Here is a 16980-nt window from a genome sequence, read left to right on the forward strand (position 1 = left end):
GCCGGATGGGAGCGGGGGGGACAAGCAGTTCGGTCGGCAGGCGGATATCGGGCGGGCGGCGCACGGCTGTCCTTGCTCCCGTCATCCTGACGGAAGTCATGATCCAGGGTTACGGGCGCCGGGCTGCTTGGCTCTGGGTCCTGACTTTCGTCAGGATGACACGAGGGGGTGCGTGGCGTCGCGCCAGCAACCGCGGTCAGATCACCTTCATGTCGGCCTGGTAATGATGCCAGAGGAAGATCGCTGCCGCGCCGCGGTGCGGGCGCCAGGCTTCGGCGAGTTCGCGGGTCAGCTTCTCGCTCGGGCGGGCGTCGTGGCCGAGGATGCGGCCGATCTCGATCTGGACCGCAAGGTCGCCCGCGGGCCAGATGTCGGTGCGGCCCTCGGCGAACAGCAGGTAGATTTCCGCCGACCAGCGGCCAATGCCCTTGACCCGGATGAGGGCAGCAATCGCCTCCTCGTCGTCGGCGGGCAGGTTCGTCAGGTCGAGCCGGCCGCTCGTGACCTCGTCGGCGAGGCTGCGGGCATAGCCGAGTTTCTGCCGCGACAGGCCCGCGCTGCGTAGCGTCTCGTCGCTGGCGGCGGCGATGTTGGCGGGGTCCGCGGCACCGCCGACGAGCGCGTCGAGCTTGTTCCAGACCGATTGCGCGGAGGCGACGCTGACCTGCTGGCCGAGGATCGTGCGGAGCAACGTCGCAAAGCCGCGCTCGCTGATCCGCGGGGCAGGGTGGCCCTTGTTCGCGACCGCCACCGCGAAGGCGGGTTCGATCGCACACAGCGCGGTCATGGCAGCCTGCAACTGGTCGGCGTTCAGGCCCATGACGCGAACCTTGCAGCTTGATCGGGGCGGCGGCGCGCGGCATGGACCGCGCACGGTTTTTCGGAGGACAGCATGCCCAAGCTTATCGTCGTGACGCGGGACGGGGAAGAACGCGAGCTCATGGGCGAAACGGGTCTTTCGGTCATGGAAGTCATCCGCGACGCCGGGATCGACGAGATCCTCGCTTTGTGCGGCGGCTGCTGTTCCTGCGCCACCTGCCACGTCCATGTCGACCCGGAATTTGCGGCCAAACTCAAGCCGATGAGCGAGGACGAGAACGACCTGCTCGATTCGACCAGCGACCGCGACGACTATTCGCGGCTGTCGTGCCAGATCGACATGACCGACGCGCTTGACGGGCTGAAGGTCCGGATCGCCGCCGAGGATTGATCCGGTCCCTCTCCCCCGCGGGGGAGAGGGAGAGCGTTAGCGCGTCGTCACCGCGTAGAGTGCGATCGCGGCGGCGTTCGAGACGTTGAGGCTCTCGACCTTTTCCGAGATGGGGAGCTTGGCGAGCTCGTCGCAGTGATCCTCGGTGTTCTTGCGCATGCCCTCGCCCTCGGCGCCGAGCACGATCGCGACGCGCTGCGTGCCCATCGCCTCGGACAGCGTCTGCGTCGCATGGCCGGTGAGGCCGATCCGCCAGAACCCGGCTTCGGCGATTTCCTCGAGCGCGCGGGCGAGGTTAACCACGCGGATCCACGGCACCGTCTCGAGCGCGCCCGACGCGGCACGGGCGATCGTACCCGATTCGGGCGGCGCGTTGCGGTCGGGGGTGACGATGCCGAGCGCATCGAACGCCGCCGCCGAGCGTAGGATCGCGCCGACATTGTGCGGATCGGTCACGCCGTCGAGGATGACGAGCGGACGGTTGTCGTCCTTGCCATGCTCGAGCAGGTCGGCGAGCCACATGTCCTCGAGCGGTTCGACCTCGATCACCACGCCCTGATGCGGGGCGTCGCCCGGCACCAGTCGCGCGAGATCGGTGGCCTCGGCGAAGGTCACCGGCACGGCCGCGGGCAGGTCGAACCCGGCCAGCGCCTCGCGCGTGCCCATGATCTTGCGCACCGTGCGTTCGGGATTGGCGAGCGCTGCGCCCACGGCATGCTTGCCCCAGAAGCGCGGACGCCCCGCGGGGGCCTTGCTCGGCCGATGGCCCTTGCGTGCTGCCATCAGAGCGCTCCCGTCATCATATCAGTCATCGTCATCGCTATATCCATAAGGGTCGGTCACCACCGGCTTGGTCGGCAGTGGCGTGCGTGGCAGCGCCTTGTCCGCATTCGCCGCGCTGAGCAACACCGATGCGAGCACGATTGACGCCTGGCGCATGTCGTCGGCCTTCAGGTGATCGAAGGTGTCGGCCGACGTATGATGGATCCGGCTGCCATAATCGAGCGGATCCTGGATGAACTGGAACCCCGGCACGCCGACCTGCTGCAGGAAGACGTGATCGGTGCCGCCGGTCGGGCGCAGGACGACGTTCGACGCGCCCATCGACGCGAACGGGCTGAGCCAGTCGCGAAAGATCGGCACGACTGCGGGGTTGGTCTCCGCATAGAGCCCGCGCAATTTGCCCGAGCCATTGTCGATGTTGAAATAGGCGGCGAGGTCGGCATGACCCGGCAGCGGGGTGATCGGCCATTTCTGCGAAAAGCCGTAATAGCTTTGCATCCCGGTCTGCGGCGGGTCGTTGGGACTGCCGCGGGTCGCCAGATGGCGGGTGACATAGGCCATTGAACCGAGAATGCCCTGCTCCTCGCCCGACCAGAGCGCGAACCGGATCGTCCGCTTCGGGCGGACGCCGGTTGCGGCCAGGATGCGGGCGGCCTCCATGATCATCGCCGAGCCCGCCGCATTGTCGGCGGCACCGTCCGCAGCGACCCAGCTGTCGAGATGCGCGCCCGCCATGACATAGCCGGCCTTCGGATCGGTCCCGGGAATGTCGGCGATGATATTGTACGCCTGCGCATCGCTGTCATCGAAGCGGACGTCGCTGACGATCTCGAGCGTCGGGGCGGGGCCCGCCTTGGCGAGCCGCGCGAGGCGGCGGTAATCCTCCGCGGCGATCTGCACGCCCGGCAGTGCGGGCGTATCGCCGACCCCGAACAGATAGCCTTCGCCGCTGACCAGCTTGCCGTCGTGATAGGCCATCGTCGCGGTCGCTACCACGCCTTCGCTTTTCAGGAACGCATCGAGCTTTTTCGAGAAATCGAGCCGCTTCATCCGGCGGTCGGCGGCGTCGGGATCGTAATTGGGCTGCTGAAACCGGTCGAGCCTCGCGATATCCTCGCCGCTCAGCCGCTTGAAGGCGGGCTCGGCGGGTTCGTCGCCGGTGCCGGGCCGCGTGAGCATCACGATCTTGCCGCTGAGCTTGCCGCGCCATTTCGCGAAGTCGCGCTCGCGCGCCATCGGTGCGACGATCACGGGCGCGCTGAGTGCGGTACCGTTCGTGCCGGGGGTCCAGGCAATGGGAATCGCGGTCAGTTGCACCACCCGCGGGGTCGTCATCCGCACGCTCGACCGTTCGATCGACCAGCCGCGACCGAAGGCGAACCCTTCCTTGTGAACATTCGTGAGGCCCCAGTCGGCGAAGCGGCGCTGAGTCCACGCCTCCGCCGTACGCATCGACGGCGAATTCGTGAGCCGCGGGCCGATGACGTCGGTCAGATGCTGGACGGTCACCATGACCTGGCTGTGGTTGGTCCCTTCGTCGATGATGCGGTTGACCATGGGCTGATCAGGCTTCGCGGTGCCGCCACGCTCCCTGGCGGCCGCGGGGCTGAGCGCGACGATCGTTACGGTTGCTGCGAAAATGGCAAGTCGGCACGGACGCGATTGGTGCATGAAGGTCCCCCTGGGCAATTTTTTATGCATGAAAGGCTATGCGGGGGCGGAAGTTGGCGCAACCCGCGTTGACAGCACCGACAAGCTTCGCCATTGAGCCGCCTCGCTCGAAAGAGTGGCCCCTTTGGACAGGTGGCCGAGTGGTTAAAGGCAGCAGACTGTAAATCTGCCCGGGTTTCCCGTACGCTGGTTCGAATCCAGCCCTGTCCACCATAGCTTTGCGGTCTTGCCGCCCAAGCTCTGGTCCTTTGCCGGTAGCAAGGCCAGGCGCGAACCTCACAACCTTCAGATCTGTGCCGGGATGTCGTGCGGACATTGTGCGCAAAAACGCGTCCCGCGACGGCATTCGGCGCGCTTCAAACAGGGATGCCTAACCGCGGAATTGCGGTTAATGTAGGTCTATGTCTGCCAGCCGCATTGATCTCCTGACCGAAGCGCAACGGGCCTGTCTTCGACTGGTCCTGACGCATCACAATTCGAAGGAGATCGCAGCGCTGCTCGGCGTGTCGCCGTCGGCGATCGACAAGCGGATCGAACGCGCGGTTCAGGTGCTGGGCGCGGGGTCGCGGTTCGAGGCTGCGCGGCTGTTGCAACGGCACGAAACTGCCGGGGATTTCGATGTGCCCGCAGAGCCCCGCGTCATGCCCTCCGCCACGCCCGAGCCCCGCGCCGCGAACGACAGGACGGAGGACGGGACGTCGCCAATGCCGTCGTCCGACCTGCTGGTCGCGACGTATGATCGGCTCCCATCCGAACCAATCGACGTAGCGCGCGCGCCGTCGCATCCGCCACAGGTCGGCCAGGACGATCCATGGGGGCTCGTCCGCCGCTTCATGGGGATGACGCCCGGAGGCGGACCGGAGGGAGCGGCGCGGAACCGCTTGTCCAAGGGGGACAGGCTGATCCGGCTGGTCGGGCTCATGGCGTTGCTGGCGATCACCACGGTGGCGCTGGTGACGATGACGATGACCATGACGAGCCTGTTCAGGCAGGTTCGCGGCAGCGCCGCCTCTCCCCGGGTCGAGCATTCGTCGCGCTGGGGTGGGAAATTCGACATGTTGAAGGAACGTCGTCAGGCAACCGACAGGGTCACCGCGGACTTTCTCAAGGCGGAGGCGGCGGTCGACCAGGCCGCGTCGCTCGCCGCATCCTGCGTCGCGACCTTATTGCAGCAGCGTGCGGCGGCAAGATTGCCGGTCGCGACCGGGATCGCCGCGCTGCAACTCGTCGCGGATGCATCGTCCGATCTGATCAAGGCCCGCCAGCGCTTCGTCGACGCGCACCAGGCGCTGGTCGCGGTACGCAGCGAAATCGGCCTCGGTGCCTTCTATGCCTATGGTGACGAGGGCGAGTGTCCGCCCAACGAAGGGGCTCTGCGCGACGATGCGCGGCTGCACCTCGTCGTTGCCGCCTGACGACGCGGCCGGTGGATCGCTTGACCCGATAACGTGGACCGCGTCTGGCTCTTCAACGCGCTGCAACTGGCGGCGACCGGCTATGCATTCTGGCGTGGCGGTGCCCCCGAGCGGCTGACCGGGCTTGCCCTGCTGCTCGCGGCACTGGCCACGCGGATGTTTCACCAGCTTGGCGCAGGCGAGTTCGTCGACGTCGAGATCGGTATCATGACCGTCGACATCGTCCTGCTCGGCGTGATGATCGCCATCACGCTGCACGCCGATCGGTTCTGGCCGGCCTGGGTCACCGCGCTCCATGCACTGGGGACCGGGGCGCATCTGGCCCGGGCCATCAATCCCGACGTGATCCGGCTCGCTTATGCGGTCCTGTCGGTCATGTGGAGCTACCCCATCGTCCTGCTGCTCGCCGTCGGAACGATGCGGCATGCCAGACGGGTCCGGTCGCGAGGCTGGGATCTCGACTGGAGCCGCCAGGACCCGACCCTTCCTTAGCCCTGCATCTGAGGCTTTAAATGTCTTATGCCATTCCTTTCATGCGACTCTTGAACGGCGCACGGCCCGGGCCGGCTCTTGCACCCGCCGCCGTCGATCCCGCCCGCCTGGTGAGCGCTGCCAAGCATCTGTACGAACTGCGTCGCCAGCGCGACGCGGCATTCGGCGCGGACCTGTTCTCCGAACCGGCCTGGGACATGCTGCTCGACCTGTTCATATCGCATCACGAGGGGCGTCAGCTCAGCGTGTCCGCGGTGTGCATCGGCGCGCGGGCGCCTTCGGCGACGGCGCTGCGCTACCTTGCGATCCTGCAGGAGGCGGGTCTCGTTCTGCGGACCCGCGACAAAAATGACGGTCGACGATCGCATATTCAGCTGTCGGTCGTCGGGCGTCAGCGGATGAGCGATCTGCTCGCGGGTCTGGTGGATTGTTGATCCGCAAGCCGGCCGGGTGACCGGTCGAGCTTGACCGCCGGACGAACAAGATCCCTGCGGCCGGCGCCGACCGGGCGTCTTCGCACCGGCTGTAGCGCGGCTCGATACGGCGCGCATGGCGGGCCCCGATCCGGCCGTCCGCCATCCAAAGCTTGAAAAATAGCGCCTGCGATGACATGTAAGTCTCGGATACCCGTCAATTTTACTGGTTTGCGGGCCTCCCAATAAATTCCGGCAAATGGGCGAGGACTTTGAGCAACGGTTGTGCTCGGTCGATCGCTTCTGTGCGTCTTTCGGCCGATCCTGCGCAGCCCATCCATCATCCGGCGATGCGCCCTTAGCCGTCTCCGCCCCTCGGGGGCCGGGATCGGGGGCGGGCAGGCGGTAACGAAAAAGGCATCATAGTGCAAATTGGATCGAACGACGACACGCGGACCGCCGAGCAGGCAGGCGACGCTCCGGCGGCCGGCACGGGCGTAACGCGCCGCAATCTTCTAGGCTCGGCGATCGTTGCGGGCGTCGCGGGGTCCTCCGCCATGGTCCCCCTGTCGCCGGCGCAGGCCGCGACGACGGAACGCTCGGTCGACGTGCTGCTGATCGGCGGCGGCATCATGAGCGCGACGCTCGCCGTGCTGCTGCGCCAGCTCGAGCCGAGCTGGACGATCGAGCTGGTCGAGCGGCTCGACAAGGTTGCCGAAGAGAGCTCGGGCGGCTGGAACAACGCGGGCACCGGCCATTCGGCGCTGTGCGAACTGAACTACACGCCGGTCAACGCGGCCGACGGCCGTGTCGAGATCGCCAAGGCGGTCGAGATCAATGAGCAGTTCCAGGTCACGCGCCAGTTTCTCAGCCACCAGGTCAAGGCCGGCATGCTTGGCGCACCGCGGACGTTCATCAACTCGACCCCGCACATGAACCTCGTCTGGGGCGACGCCAATGTCGCCTTCCTGCGCAAGCGCTGGGAAGCGCTGGGCGCGAGCCCGCTCTTCTCGGGCATGGAATTCTCCACCGACCGCGCCCAGATCGCCAAATGGGTGCCGCTGATGATGCAGGGCCGCGACGCGTCGCTGCCGCTTGCGGCGACCCGCTCGCCGCTCGGCACGGACTGCGACTGGGGCACGGTGACGCGGCAATATATCGCCGCGCTCGAGAAGCAGGCGAATTTCACGCTGACGACGGGGCATGAGGTTCGTTCGCTCGAGCGCAACGCCAAGGGCGGCTGGAAAGTCACCGCGCGCGACATGAAGACCGACGACAAGCGGGTCATCAATGCGCGCTTCGTCTTTGCCGGCGCGGGTGGCGGCGCACTGCCGATCCTGCAGAAGTCCGGGATCCCCGAGGCGGACGACTATGCCGGCTTCCCGGTCGGCGGATCCTTCCTGGTCGCGGACAAGCCCGAGATCACGCATCGCCATCTCGCCAAGGTCTACGGCAAGGCCGCGGTCGGCTCGCCGCCCATGTCGGTCCCGCATCTCGACACCCGCTATCTCGACGGCAAGCAGGCGCTGCTGTTCGGACCGTTCGCGACTTTCTCGACCAAGTTCCTGAAGCAGGGGTCCTATTTCGATCTCCCGGCATCGGTGACGATCGACAATTTCCGGCCGATGGTCGCGGTCGGCTGGGACGATTTCGCGCTGGTCGAATATCTCGCGGGGCAGCTGATCATGTCGGATGCCGACCGGATGGAGGCGCTGCGCGAGTATTTCCCCGGCGCCAAGGACGGCGACTGGCGCTTGTGGCAGGCGGGCCAGCGCGTGCAGATCATCAAGCGCGATCCTGAAAAGGGCGGCGTGCTGAAGCTGGGCACCGAGATCGTCGCGTCGAAGGACGGCTCGATCGCGGCGCTGCTCGGCGCGTCGCCGGGTGCCTCGACCGCGCCGTCGATCATGCTCGACCTGCTCAAGAAGGTGTTTCCGAACCGGCTGTCGACTGCCGGCTGGCAGGCCAAGATCCGCGAGATCGTGCCGAGCTACGGCATCAAGCTCAACGAGCATCCCGAACTGCTCGCCGATCACTGGGGCAATACCGCCGAGACGCTGCAACTCGCCATCGCCTCGCCGGCGGTCCATGTCGCGACCAAGCCCCGGCCCGCCGCGATGCGCGTCAAGCCGGACCGCAGCCCCGACCTCGCCCTCTGACCTCTGTCCTCGATCGCGCCCTCCCCGGCATTGCCGGGGAGACCGTCGGGCGACGGACGATATGGCGGGGCTGCGCTTGTCGTAGCGGAGTTCGTCGCTTCGTCGAGACGCCGACGCTCGCCGGTCTGGGGGCTGCTTTGCTCCTCCAGCGCCGTGTCGTCCCGGTCCGCTAAACCGAAACGGCCGACGGCGCGGGGTGACACTGGGCCTCGGCACTCAGAAAGGCCCTCCACGCATCGACAAAGGTCGGCATCGAGAACGCGTCGAGACGCGCCTCGAGATCGACCCGCCGTGCCGCGATCTGGTCCGGGCGGAGTTCGGCAAGCTGTGTCATTCCCGCGGCGATGGCCTCGACCGAGTGCGGATCGACCGCGATCGCACTTGGTCCCGCGACCTCTTCGAGGACGCTGTCGGCGCTGATCAGCGGCACCAGTCCGTTACGCATCGCTTCCGCGACCGGGACGCCAAATCCTTCGAGAAGGCTCACCAGCACGAACCCCCGCGCATGCGCGTAGAGCCAGCGCAACTGCTCGTCCGAGACATAGGGCAGGAGGATGACGCCGGGGGTTTGCTCGGCCTCGGCGATGACGGCCTCGGATCCCGGCTCGCGACTGCCGCAGATGACATAGTGATAGCCCGCATCGGCAAGGCCCGCGTGCGCGAATGCGCGGATGCTGGCCAGCTGGTTCTTGCGGCGCCCGATGCTGCCCACGGTTAGCAGAAACAGGCCTTCAACGCCGTCCACGGCGTGTTGCGCGCCACCCGCCACGCCGCTGCGGATCGGCGGATAGATCACGGTGGCGGGGGACCCGGTGCCATAAAGGCATTGAAAAGCCGCCCTCGACGCCTGGCTGACAAAGGCCATGCGGGGCTGGCGTTCGGCGATGCGTGCATAGACCCGCTCGTAGAGCGCGGTGACGGACGGGGCGAAGAGTTCGGGATGCGTCAGGGGGCCGAGATCGTGGCACAGCACGGCATCATGCGACGCGACGTGCCAGCCCAGCACGGTCATCGGATCGAGATGAAGGACCGCGCGTCGGCTCCGCTGTCGCGGCACCAGCCTGGGATACCGGGCTCTGAGGCGATCCTCTTCGGCCCATAATCGACCGATGACTTTGCGGGACAAGGCATTGACGCCGACCTTTTCGGGAAGCCTCCATATCTTCACGCTGCGAAATACCTCCGGCAGCGTGTCGATAATGTCCCTGCCGATAAAATACTTTCCGGTTCGATTGTGAAGCGAAAGGGTGAAGTCGACGTCCCATCGTTGAAAAGACTTGCTAATAGTATTTCATCCCGAAATCATCGGTAATATGCGTCATAGAGCTACCAGAAATCAGCAAATGGGTCATGTCGAAATCGGAATAGGGAGCCCGACTTCTAACAATCAGAAAATGCGGCAGGGCGCGTGCTGTGAGGAACAGAGTTCGCTATACCGGCTATCGCTGCCTATAACAGCGCATCTCACGGCATAGTCAGGCGATGATCGGGCTCCGCACTTCGAGACTGGTCGGCGCTATTGGAAACGATGGAGCGGGTAACGGGAATCGAACCCGTGTATTCAGCTTGGAAGGCTGCTGTACTACCATTGTACTATACCCGCGAAGCCGGCGTTGCCGCGGCCTGCGCCCCCGCTCTGACCGTCGCGAAGGGGAGACGGGTGGCAGAAGGTGTAGGGTCGCGATAGCGCGGGTCGTGGGGTGGTGCAAGCCGGGGCAGGATGGTTCATGGTTTGCTGACGAAAATCGGCTACCTTTGGCGCCATGTCCGACGCGCCCGTGCTTCCCGAGACGACGAGCCTGACCCTGCAACGGCGCCGCGCCGCGGATCCGCGCCCCGCGTCCGCGGTCAGTCACGGCGCCGGGCTGTCGGGGCTGGCGGGCGTGCTCGGCTGGGTGGCGTGCGCGCGCGGCTGGGGGATGGACGGGCCCTATGCCGCGCTGGTCAACCTGCTTGTCTGCGCGGTCCCGATGATCCTGTGGTCGGTGCTGGTCGACAAGGTCCATCGCCGGCCGAGCACCGGGCTGGACTGGTCGCGGCCCCGGCCATGGCGCGAGACGATCGACGTCAGCCTGACCAAGCTCGCTGCCTTCTGGGTGACCTGGGCGGGGATCGCGGTGATCTATGGCACCGGGCGATTCTATTGGGAGGGGAATTTCGCCTTTGCGATGTGGTGCTTCACCAACGCCGCGCCGATCCTCGTGCTCGTGTCGATCCCCTATGTCCTCTGGCTCGACCGCTTTCTGGTGGAACCGAAGGACGGGGCCTGGTCGCTCGGGGCATGGCTGACCGGGCAGCCGGGGGTCGACCGCGCGACGCTCCAAAACCACCTGCGCAGCTGGGGAGTGAAGGCGTTCTTCCTCGCCTTCATGCTCGCGATCGTGCCGGGCGGGTTCGGCGAGTTCATCCGCGGCGACACGACCGCGATACTGCGCGACCCGGTCGCGCTCGCCAGGTGGCTGATCACCTTCATGTTCCTGATCGACGTCGCCTTTGCGACGGTCGGCTATGTCCTGACGCTGCGACCGCTCGATTCGCATATCCGCAGCGCCAATCCGTTCGCGGCGGCGTGGATGGCGGCGTTGATGTGCTATCCGCCGATCATCCTGATGAGCGACGGCGGGCCGATGGACTATCACCCGGGCACGCAGGAATGGGACGTCTGGTTCCAGTATCACCCCGTCCTGCTGGTGCTGATCGGCGCGGTGCTGGTCGCGCTGACCGCGATCTATGCGTGGGCGACGATGGCGTTCGGCTTGCGATTCTCCAATCTCACCAACCGCGGGATCCTGACGCACGGGCCCTATGCCTGGTCGCGGCACCCCGCCTATCTGTCGAAGAACCTGTTCTGGTGGCTGTCGACGATCCCCGTGCTGACCACGGGGACGCCGATCGACGCGATGCGCGCGACCCTGCTGCTCGCGGCGGTGAGCGGGGTCTATTACTGGCGTGCGCGGACCGAGGAGCGGCATCTGGGCCTCGACCCCGATTACCGCGCCTATAGCGACTGGATGGCGCGCAACGGACTGGTACCGCGCCTTCTGGCGTGGGTGGCCGGGTCGCGCCGCGCGTCAGGCGCCTAGAAGCTCTCCACGCCGTAAACCTTGGCGATATCGCCGCCCCATGCGCCGTTATACTTGTCGAGCAGCAGCTCGGCGGGGACCTTGCCCGAACGGACGATCTCGCGCAGCGGATCGAGGAAGCCGGTCTCGTTGTCGCCCGCCTTGTTGAGGCGTGCGCGCGACGACAGGCCGGCACCCGCGATATCGAGCACCTGTGCGGCGATGTCGCGCAACTGGCCGCCACCTGCGATCGGCGCATTCAGCCCGAGCTTGGGCACCGAATCGCGCAGCGACTGGCGTTCGTCGATCGTCCAGTCCTTCACCAGATCCCATGCCGCATCGAGCGCACCCTGATCGTAGAGCAGCCCGACCCAGAGCGCGGGCAGCGCGCAGATCCGGTTCCACGGCCCGCCATCGGCGCCGCGCATCTCGAGGAAGGTCTTCAGCCGCACCTCGGGAAAGGCGGTCGAGAGATGATCGGTCCAGTCGTCGAGCGTCGGCTTTTCGCCGGGCAGGACGCTGAGCTTGCCCCTTAGGAAATCGCGGAAGCTGAGCCCCGCCGCGTCGATGTATTTGCCGTCGCGGTAGACGAAGTACATCGGCACATCGAGCGCATAGTCGGTGTAGCGGTCATAGCCGAAGCCGTCCTCGAACACGAAGGGCAGCATGCCGGTGCGGTGCGGGTCGGTGTCGGACCAGATATGGCTGCGATAGGACAGCATGCCGTTGGGCTTGCCCTCGGTGAACGGCGAATTGGCGAAGAGCGCGGTCGCGAGCGGCTGAAGCGCGAGGCCGACGCGGAATTTCTTCACCATGTCCGCCTCGGATGCATAATCCAGGTTCACCTGGATCGTGCAGGTCCGCAGCATCATGTCGAGCCCCATGCTGCCGACGCGCGGCATGTGCCGCAGCATGATCGCATAGCGACCCTTGGGCATGATCGGCAGCTCCGCGCGGGTCTTGTCGGGCCACATGCCGAGCCCGAGGAAGCCGATGCCGAGCTTTTCGCCCGCGGCCTTGACCTGTTCGAGATGCCTGCCGGTCTCGGCGCAGGTTTCGTGGAGGGTCTCAAGCGGCGCGCCCGAGAGTTCGAACTGGCCTGCAGGCTCCAGGCTAATGCTACCGTCCGCGCCGGTCATCGCAATGACGTTATCGGTACCGTCGGGGCCGCGCTCGAACACGGGCGCCCAGCCATATTGTTCGAGCTCGCCGAGCAGCGCGCGGATGCCGCCCGCCTCGGTGTACGAAGGCGCGCGATGATCGTCCTTCGCGTATACAAATTTCTCGTGCTCGGTGCCGATCCGCCAGCGGTCCCGGGGCTTTTCACCGCGCGCGAAGCTGGCGATCAACTGGTCGCGCGACTCGATCGTCGGGCTGGTCTTTGCAGGGGCGGTCTTGCTCGTCATCGCCGCGCCTTACGCGGCGATGAACGAGGGTGCTAGAGGGGATTCGGACCGGTCGGTAGCAATGTCACGCGACGGGTGACGGGACGGGCGGTTCGGCCGCCCAATCGCCCGCCGCCGCCATCCACAGCGCGACCGCCGCCGCCGCTGCGGTTTCCGCGCGGAGGATGCGCGGGCCGAGGCCGATGCCGACCGCCTGGGGATGCGCGCGAATCGCCGCACGCTCGTCGGCGTCGAAACCGCCTTCGGGGCCGATCAGGATCGCCGCGGGACCGGCATGCGCGCGCATTGCCGCGAGCGCGGGCGCGCCGCCCGTCTCGTCCGCAAAGAACAGCGTGCGATCGGCGGGCCAGTCGCGGAGCAACGCTGCGAGCTTCACCGGTTCGGCGACCTGCGGCAGCGCGGTGCGCCCGCATTGCTCGGCCGCCTCGATCATGTGCGTGCGCAGACGGTCGGTATTGGGCTTGTCGACCACGGTGCGGCGCGTGACGACGGGGACGAGCCGGTCGACGCCGAGCTCGCACGCCTTCTCCGCGAGCCAGTCGACCCGGCCTTTCTTGATAGGCGCGGCGCAGAGCCACAGATCGGGCACCGCCTCACGTTCGCGGAGTCGTTCGGTCACGTCGAGGACGAGGTCGCGCTTGCCGACGCTGGCCGCGGTGGCGAGCCATTCGCCGGTGCGGTCGTCGAACAGCTTGACCGGGTCGCCGATCTTCAGCCGCATGACGCCCGCGAGATAATGCGCGGCGGGGCCGTCGACCGGGAGTGGACCGGAGCTGAGCGGGGTGTCGACGAACAGCCGCGGCGTGGATTGCGGCGGCCAGGCTGGGGTTGCAGGCATTGCGGGGGCCTAGCAAATCCCGCCGCATGCGGGGAGGGCGTTTCGCTCGTTCGCGATCCTCCGCCGTCAGGGGGGATTGGTTAGCGGCGGTTCCAGAGTTTGCGGGCGACGATCCACACGATGATCGCGACCGCGATGCCAAGGATCAGCGCACCCGCGACCGCGCCCGCGACGCGGAAGATGCCCCAGAAGAGCGCCTCGACGAAACGGCCGACCGCGACCGACAGGCCGATCATGCAAAGGGGCTCGAACGCGACACTGACGTGATCCTAGCCGCTGCGGGCTTGCGCGCCAAACGCCGTCTTCCTACGCCCCGCGTCATGCAGACCACACCGAGCCCGATGGACATCGTCCCCGACAGCGAACATCGCGGCCTGGTCGCGCGGCTGCCGCCGAGGCTGCGCGGGCTGGCGCTGCTTGCGCGGTTCGACCGGCCGATCGGCTGGTGGCTGTTGTTCTGGCCCGGCGCCTGGGGGATCGCGCTGGCGGGCGGGGCATGGGCGCGGTGGGATCTGATCGCGTGGTTCCTGCTCGGCAGCATCGCGATGCGCGGCGCAGGCTGCGTGTTCAACGACATCGTCGACCGCGATCTCGACGCGCAGGTCGCGCGGACGCGGGCGCGGCCGATCCCGAGCGGGCTCGTCTCGTTGCGGCTGGCGTGGATCTGGCTCGGCGTGCTGGCGCTCGTCGGGCTGGTCGTGCTGCTGCAGCTGACGCCGCTCGCCGCGGTCGTCGCGCTGGCGAGCCTCGCGCCGGTCGCCGCCTATCCGTTCATGAAGCGCATCACCTGGTGGCCGCAGGCATGGCTCGGGCTGGTGTTCAGCTGGGCGTTGCTGGTCGGGTGGAGCGACATCGCCGGCGCGCTGACGTTGCCGATGTGGCTGCTCTATGCGGGGTCGATCGCCTGGGTGATCGGCTATGACACGATCTATGCGCTGCAGGACCGCGAGGACGATGCGATGATCGGCATTCGGTCGTCCGCGCTCCGCATGGGGCGGCATGTAAAGGCGGGGGTCGGGATTTTCTATGCGATCGCAGTCGGGTTCTGGTCGGCGGCGTTCTGGACGATGCGGCCCGATCCGCTCGCGATCGCCGCGCTGGCGCCCGCTGCACTGCATCTGGGGTGGCAGGTCGCGACGCTGCGCGCGGACGACGGCGCCGGTGCGCTCGCCCGATTCCGCGCCAACCGCTTCACGGGGTTGCTGATCTTCCTCGCCTGCGTGGTTGTCGGCACGAGCCTGTGACCCTAGATCGGCGACATGCTCACACCCGATCAAGCCCGCGACCGCGCCCATGACATCGTAGCGCGCGCCAAGGCCGCCGGCGCGGACGCCGCCGATGCGGTCTTCGCCGCCGATGCCTCGCTCGACGTTTCGATCCGCCTCGGCAAGCTCGAGGATATCGGCCGGTCGGAAAGCGAGGACCTGGGCCTGCGCGTGTTCGTCGGCAAGCGATCGGCGAGCGTCTCGACCTCCGACCTGTCGTCCGCGGCGATGGACGCGCTCGCGGCGCGTGCGGTGGCGATGGCGCGCGAGGCGCCCGAGGATGCCTGGGCCGGCCTCGCCCCCGAAAACCGCCTGTTGCACGGCGTACCGCCGATGCTCGGGCTTGCCGATCACGGTGAGGTCTCGCCCGAGCAGCTGCGCGATGCGGCGACTGCAGCGGAGGATGCGGCGCGCGCGGTGCCTGGCGTAACGAACAGCGAAGGCGGCGGCGCGAGCGCGTCGAGCAGCGTCTGGGCGCTCGCCACCAGCCATGGATTCGCGGGCGCCTATGCTTCGACAGCCTATGGCGTGTCGGCGAGCGTGCTGGCGGGCGAGGGCGGCGCGATGCAGCGTGACTATGCCTATCACAGCGTGCGGCATCGCCAGCATCTCGAATCACCCGAGGCGATCGGGCAGCGCGCGGGCGAGCAGGCAGTCGCGCGGCTCAATCCGGGGCGGCTCGCGAGCGGGCCGATGACGGTGGTGTATGATCCGCGCGTCGGCAGCTCGCTGCTCGGCCATCTGATCGCGGCGATCGCGGGGCAGGCGATCACGCGCAAGACGAGCTTCCTGCTCGATTCGCTTGGCTCGCAGGTGTTTGCGCATGGCATCACGATCCGCGACGATCCGCATCGGCCTTATGGATTGCGGTCGCGGCCGTTCGATGGCGAAGGCCTGCCGGTGTCGCCGACCGCGATCATCGAACATGGCATGCTCGAAAGCTGGCTGCTCGATTCGGCGTCGGCGCGGCAATTGGGGCTTGAGCCAACCGGCCATGCCGCGCGCGGCGTCAACGGCGCGCCGGGCGTGTCGACGAGCAATGTCTTCATGGAAGCGGGCGCGATGCCGCCCGAGACGCTGATCGAGGATATCGTGTCCGGCGTCTATGTGACCGAGCTGATGGGCGGCGGCGCGAATGGCGTCACCGGCGATTACAGCCGCGGCGCGGCGGGCTTCAGAATCGAGAACGGCGTCATCACCGGGCCGGTCGCCGAATTCACGATCGCGGGGAATGCGAAGGACATGTTCCTGGCGATAACCCCCGCCAACGATCTCGAATTCCGCTACGGCATCAACGTGCCCACGTTGCGTGTGGAGGGGATGACGGTGGCGAGTGGCTGAACCGCCCCCGGGTCACGTCACGACGTTGCGCGAGGCGGTGGAATCGATCGCTGCCGAAGCCGGGCAGATGGCGCTCGCGCGGTTCGGGACCGATTTCCACCGCTGGGAAAAGACGCCGGGCAGCCCGGTGTGCGAGGTCGATATCGATATCGACCGGATGTTGAAGGTGCGGCTGTCCGCACTGCTGCCCGATGCCGGCTGGCTGTCGGAGGAAACCGCCGACAATCCCGCGCGGCTCGCGCGCGACCGGCTCTGGGTCGTCGACCCGATCGATGGCACGCGCGACTATATCCGGGCACGTCCGGGCTGGTGCGTGTCGATCGCGCTGGTCGAACGCGGGCGGGTGGTGATCGGCGTGCTCGATGCGCCGGCGCGGGGCGAGATCTGGTCGGCGGCGCTCGGCGAAGGCGCAACGCTCAACGGCGCGGCGTTGCAGGCCGGATCGCGCACCGACTTTCCCGGATCGCGCGTGCCGACCGATGCGCTGCCCAAGGCGGACCGCGATCTGGTCGTGGTTGAGAAGCCCAATTCGATCGCGCTCAGGATCGCGATGGTCGCAGCCGACCGTGCCGACCTGGTCGCGACGCTGCGCTGGGGGAATGAGTGGGACATCGCCGCCGCCGCGCTGGTCGCGAGCGAGGCGGGCGCCGCAGTGACCGACGCGGTCGGGATCCCGTTGGTGTTCAACAAGCCGCGCCCGCAGGCGTTCGGGGTCGTCGCGAGCACCCGCGGGATCCACCGCGCGGCGATCGCGCGGCTAGCGGATCGGGCGGCGGCTATTCTCGGGTAGGGCTGGGCGCTTCGCTGGACACGAAAAAGGCCGGAGGTTTCCCTCCGGCCTTTTTCGTTTTTGCTGAGCGCCGCGGCTAAGCCGCGTCGTCGGACCTCGCCTGAGCGAGGCCGGCCGAGCTTGTAAGCCTGGCCG

At 67.3% G+C, this 16980-nt stretch carries 16 protein-coding genes and 2 tRNA genes; 10 read left to right on the top strand and 8 right to left on the bottom strand.

What is annotated here, in order from left to right; translation table 11 throughout:
• Positions 1-196 precede the first annotated feature (196 nt).
• The gene (locus tag ASE89_RS03485) at positions 197-820 is read right to left on the bottom strand and encodes a DNA-3-methyladenine glycosylase family protein (RefSeq protein ID WP_056674067.1); all 624 of its coding nucleotides are present in this window, start codon (positions 818-820) and stop codon (positions 197-199) included.
• Between the two features lie 72 nt (positions 821-892).
• On the opposite strand from ASE89_RS03485, the gene ASE89_RS03490 reads away from it, so the two are divergent.
• A complete protein-coding gene (locus tag ASE89_RS03490; protein WP_031396278.1) occupies positions 893-1210 on the top strand; it encodes a 2Fe-2S iron-sulfur cluster-binding protein in 318 nt (105 codons plus the stop codon).
• Positions 1211-1246: 36 nt separating this feature from the next.
• Here the strand turns inward: ASE89_RS03490 and rlmB are convergent, their stop codons facing one another.
• Both rlmB and ASE89_RS03500 read right to left on the bottom strand, forming a co-directional pair.
• Complete coding sequence (gene rlmB / locus ASE89_RS03495) at positions 1247-1993, bottom strand: 23S rRNA (guanosine(2251)-2'-O)-methyltransferase RlmB (protein ID WP_031440547.1); 747 nt, start codon at positions 1991-1993, stop codon at positions 1247-1249.
• Between the two features lie 21 nt (positions 1994-2014).
• Complete coding sequence (locus ASE89_RS03500) at positions 2015-3664, bottom strand: M20/M25/M40 family metallo-hydrolase (protein WP_056674069.1); 1650 nt, start codon at positions 3662-3664, stop codon at positions 2015-2017.
• A 126-nt stretch (positions 3665-3790) separates the two neighbouring features.
• On the opposite strand from ASE89_RS03500, the gene ASE89_RS03505 reads away from it, so the two are divergent.
• The 5 genes from ASE89_RS03505 to mqo all read left to right on the top strand — a co-directional run bounded on the left by ASE89_RS03505 (position 3791) and on the right by mqo (position 8143).
• Positions 3791-3877, top strand: a tRNA-Tyr gene (locus ASE89_RS03505).
• Between the two features lie 188 nt (positions 3878-4065).
• Positions 4066-5079, top strand: a complete 1014-nt coding sequence (locus ASE89_RS03510; RefSeq protein WP_056674072.1) for a sigma factor-like helix-turn-helix DNA-binding protein — start codon at positions 4066-4068, stop codon at positions 5077-5079.
• 33 nt (positions 5080-5112) lie between these two features.
• Positions 5113-5571 (top strand): hypothetical protein, encoded by a 459-nt coding sequence (locus ASE89_RS03515; protein ID WP_056674077.1) that lies wholly within the window; start codon positions 5113-5115, stop codon positions 5569-5571.
• Between the two features lie 41 nt (positions 5572-5612).
• Complete coding sequence (locus ASE89_RS03520; RefSeq protein WP_042467029.1) at positions 5613-6005, top strand: hypothetical protein; 393 nt, start codon at positions 5613-5615, stop codon at positions 6003-6005.
• Between the two features lie 404 nt (positions 6006-6409).
• Positions 6410-8143, top strand: a complete 1734-nt coding sequence (gene mqo, locus ASE89_RS03525) for a malate dehydrogenase (quinone) (protein ID WP_236701603.1) — start codon at positions 6410-6412, stop codon at positions 8141-8143.
• Between the two features lie 169 nt (positions 8144-8312).
• On the opposite strand, the gene ASE89_RS03530 is transcribed toward mqo, so the two are convergent.
• Positions 8313-9200, bottom strand: coding sequence for a glycosyltransferase family 4 protein (locus tag ASE89_RS03530; RefSeq protein ID WP_056674079.1), 888 nt, complete (start codon positions 9198-9200; stop codon positions 8313-8315).
• Between the two features lie 472 nt (positions 9201-9672).
• A tRNA-Gly gene (locus ASE89_RS03535) sits at positions 9673-9746 on the bottom strand.
• A 160-nt stretch (positions 9747-9906) separates the two neighbouring features.
• Between ASE89_RS03535 and ASE89_RS03540 the strand changes: the two genes are divergently transcribed.
• The gene (locus tag ASE89_RS03540; protein WP_082451213.1) at positions 9907-11226 is read left to right on the top strand and encodes a methyltransferase family protein; all 1320 of its coding nucleotides are present in this window, start codon (positions 9907-9909) and stop codon (positions 11224-11226) included.
• Here ASE89_RS03540 and ASE89_RS03545 read toward each other — a convergent pair.
• From ASE89_RS03545 to ASE89_RS20725, 3 genes are all read right to left on the bottom strand, one after another.
• Positions 11223-12611, bottom strand: a complete 1389-nt coding sequence (locus tag ASE89_RS03545; protein WP_056674082.1) for a glutamate--cysteine ligase — start codon at positions 12609-12611, stop codon at positions 11223-11225. The genes ASE89_RS03540 and ASE89_RS03545 overlap by 4 nt on opposite strands.
• Before the next feature lie 64 nt (positions 12612-12675).
• Positions 12676-13449 (bottom strand): 16S rRNA (uracil(1498)-N(3))-methyltransferase, encoded by a 774-nt coding sequence (locus tag ASE89_RS03550; RefSeq protein ID WP_056674085.1) that lies wholly within the window; start codon positions 13447-13449, stop codon positions 12676-12678.
• An 80-nt stretch (positions 13450-13529) separates the two neighbouring features.
• The gene (locus tag ASE89_RS20725; protein WP_166746254.1) at positions 13530-13685 is read right to left on the bottom strand and encodes a hypothetical protein; all 156 of its coding nucleotides are present in this window, start codon (positions 13683-13685) and stop codon (positions 13530-13532) included.
• Positions 13686-13769: 84 nt separating this feature from the next.
• Between ASE89_RS20725 and ubiA the strand changes: the two genes are divergently transcribed.
• From ubiA to ASE89_RS03565, 3 genes are read left to right on the top strand one after another with little or no spacing between them, the layout of a single operon-like run.
• Positions 13770-14693: a 4-hydroxybenzoate octaprenyltransferase gene (ubiA, locus tag ASE89_RS03555; protein ID WP_056674088.1), complete on the top strand. Its 924-nt coding sequence runs from the start codon at positions 13770-13772 to the stop codon at positions 14691-14693.
• A 15-nt stretch (positions 14694-14708) separates the two neighbouring features.
• The gene (locus ASE89_RS03560) at positions 14709-16055 is read left to right on the top strand and encodes a TldD/PmbA family protein (RefSeq protein ID WP_056674091.1); all 1347 of its coding nucleotides are present in this window, start codon (positions 14709-14711) and stop codon (positions 16053-16055) included.
• Positions 16048-16845, top strand: coding sequence for a 3'(2'),5'-bisphosphate nucleotidase CysQ (locus tag ASE89_RS03565; RefSeq protein ID WP_269082941.1), 798 nt, complete (start codon positions 16048-16050; stop codon positions 16843-16845). The genes ASE89_RS03560 and ASE89_RS03565 overlap by 8 nt, the downstream gene beginning before the upstream one ends.
• Positions 16846-16980: the final 135 nt, after the last annotated feature.

Source organism: Sphingomonas sp. Leaf30 (genome assembly GCF_001422525.1).
GTDB lineage: Bacteria > Pseudomonadota > Alphaproteobacteria > Sphingomonadales > Sphingomonadaceae > Sphingomonas > Sphingomonas aerolata.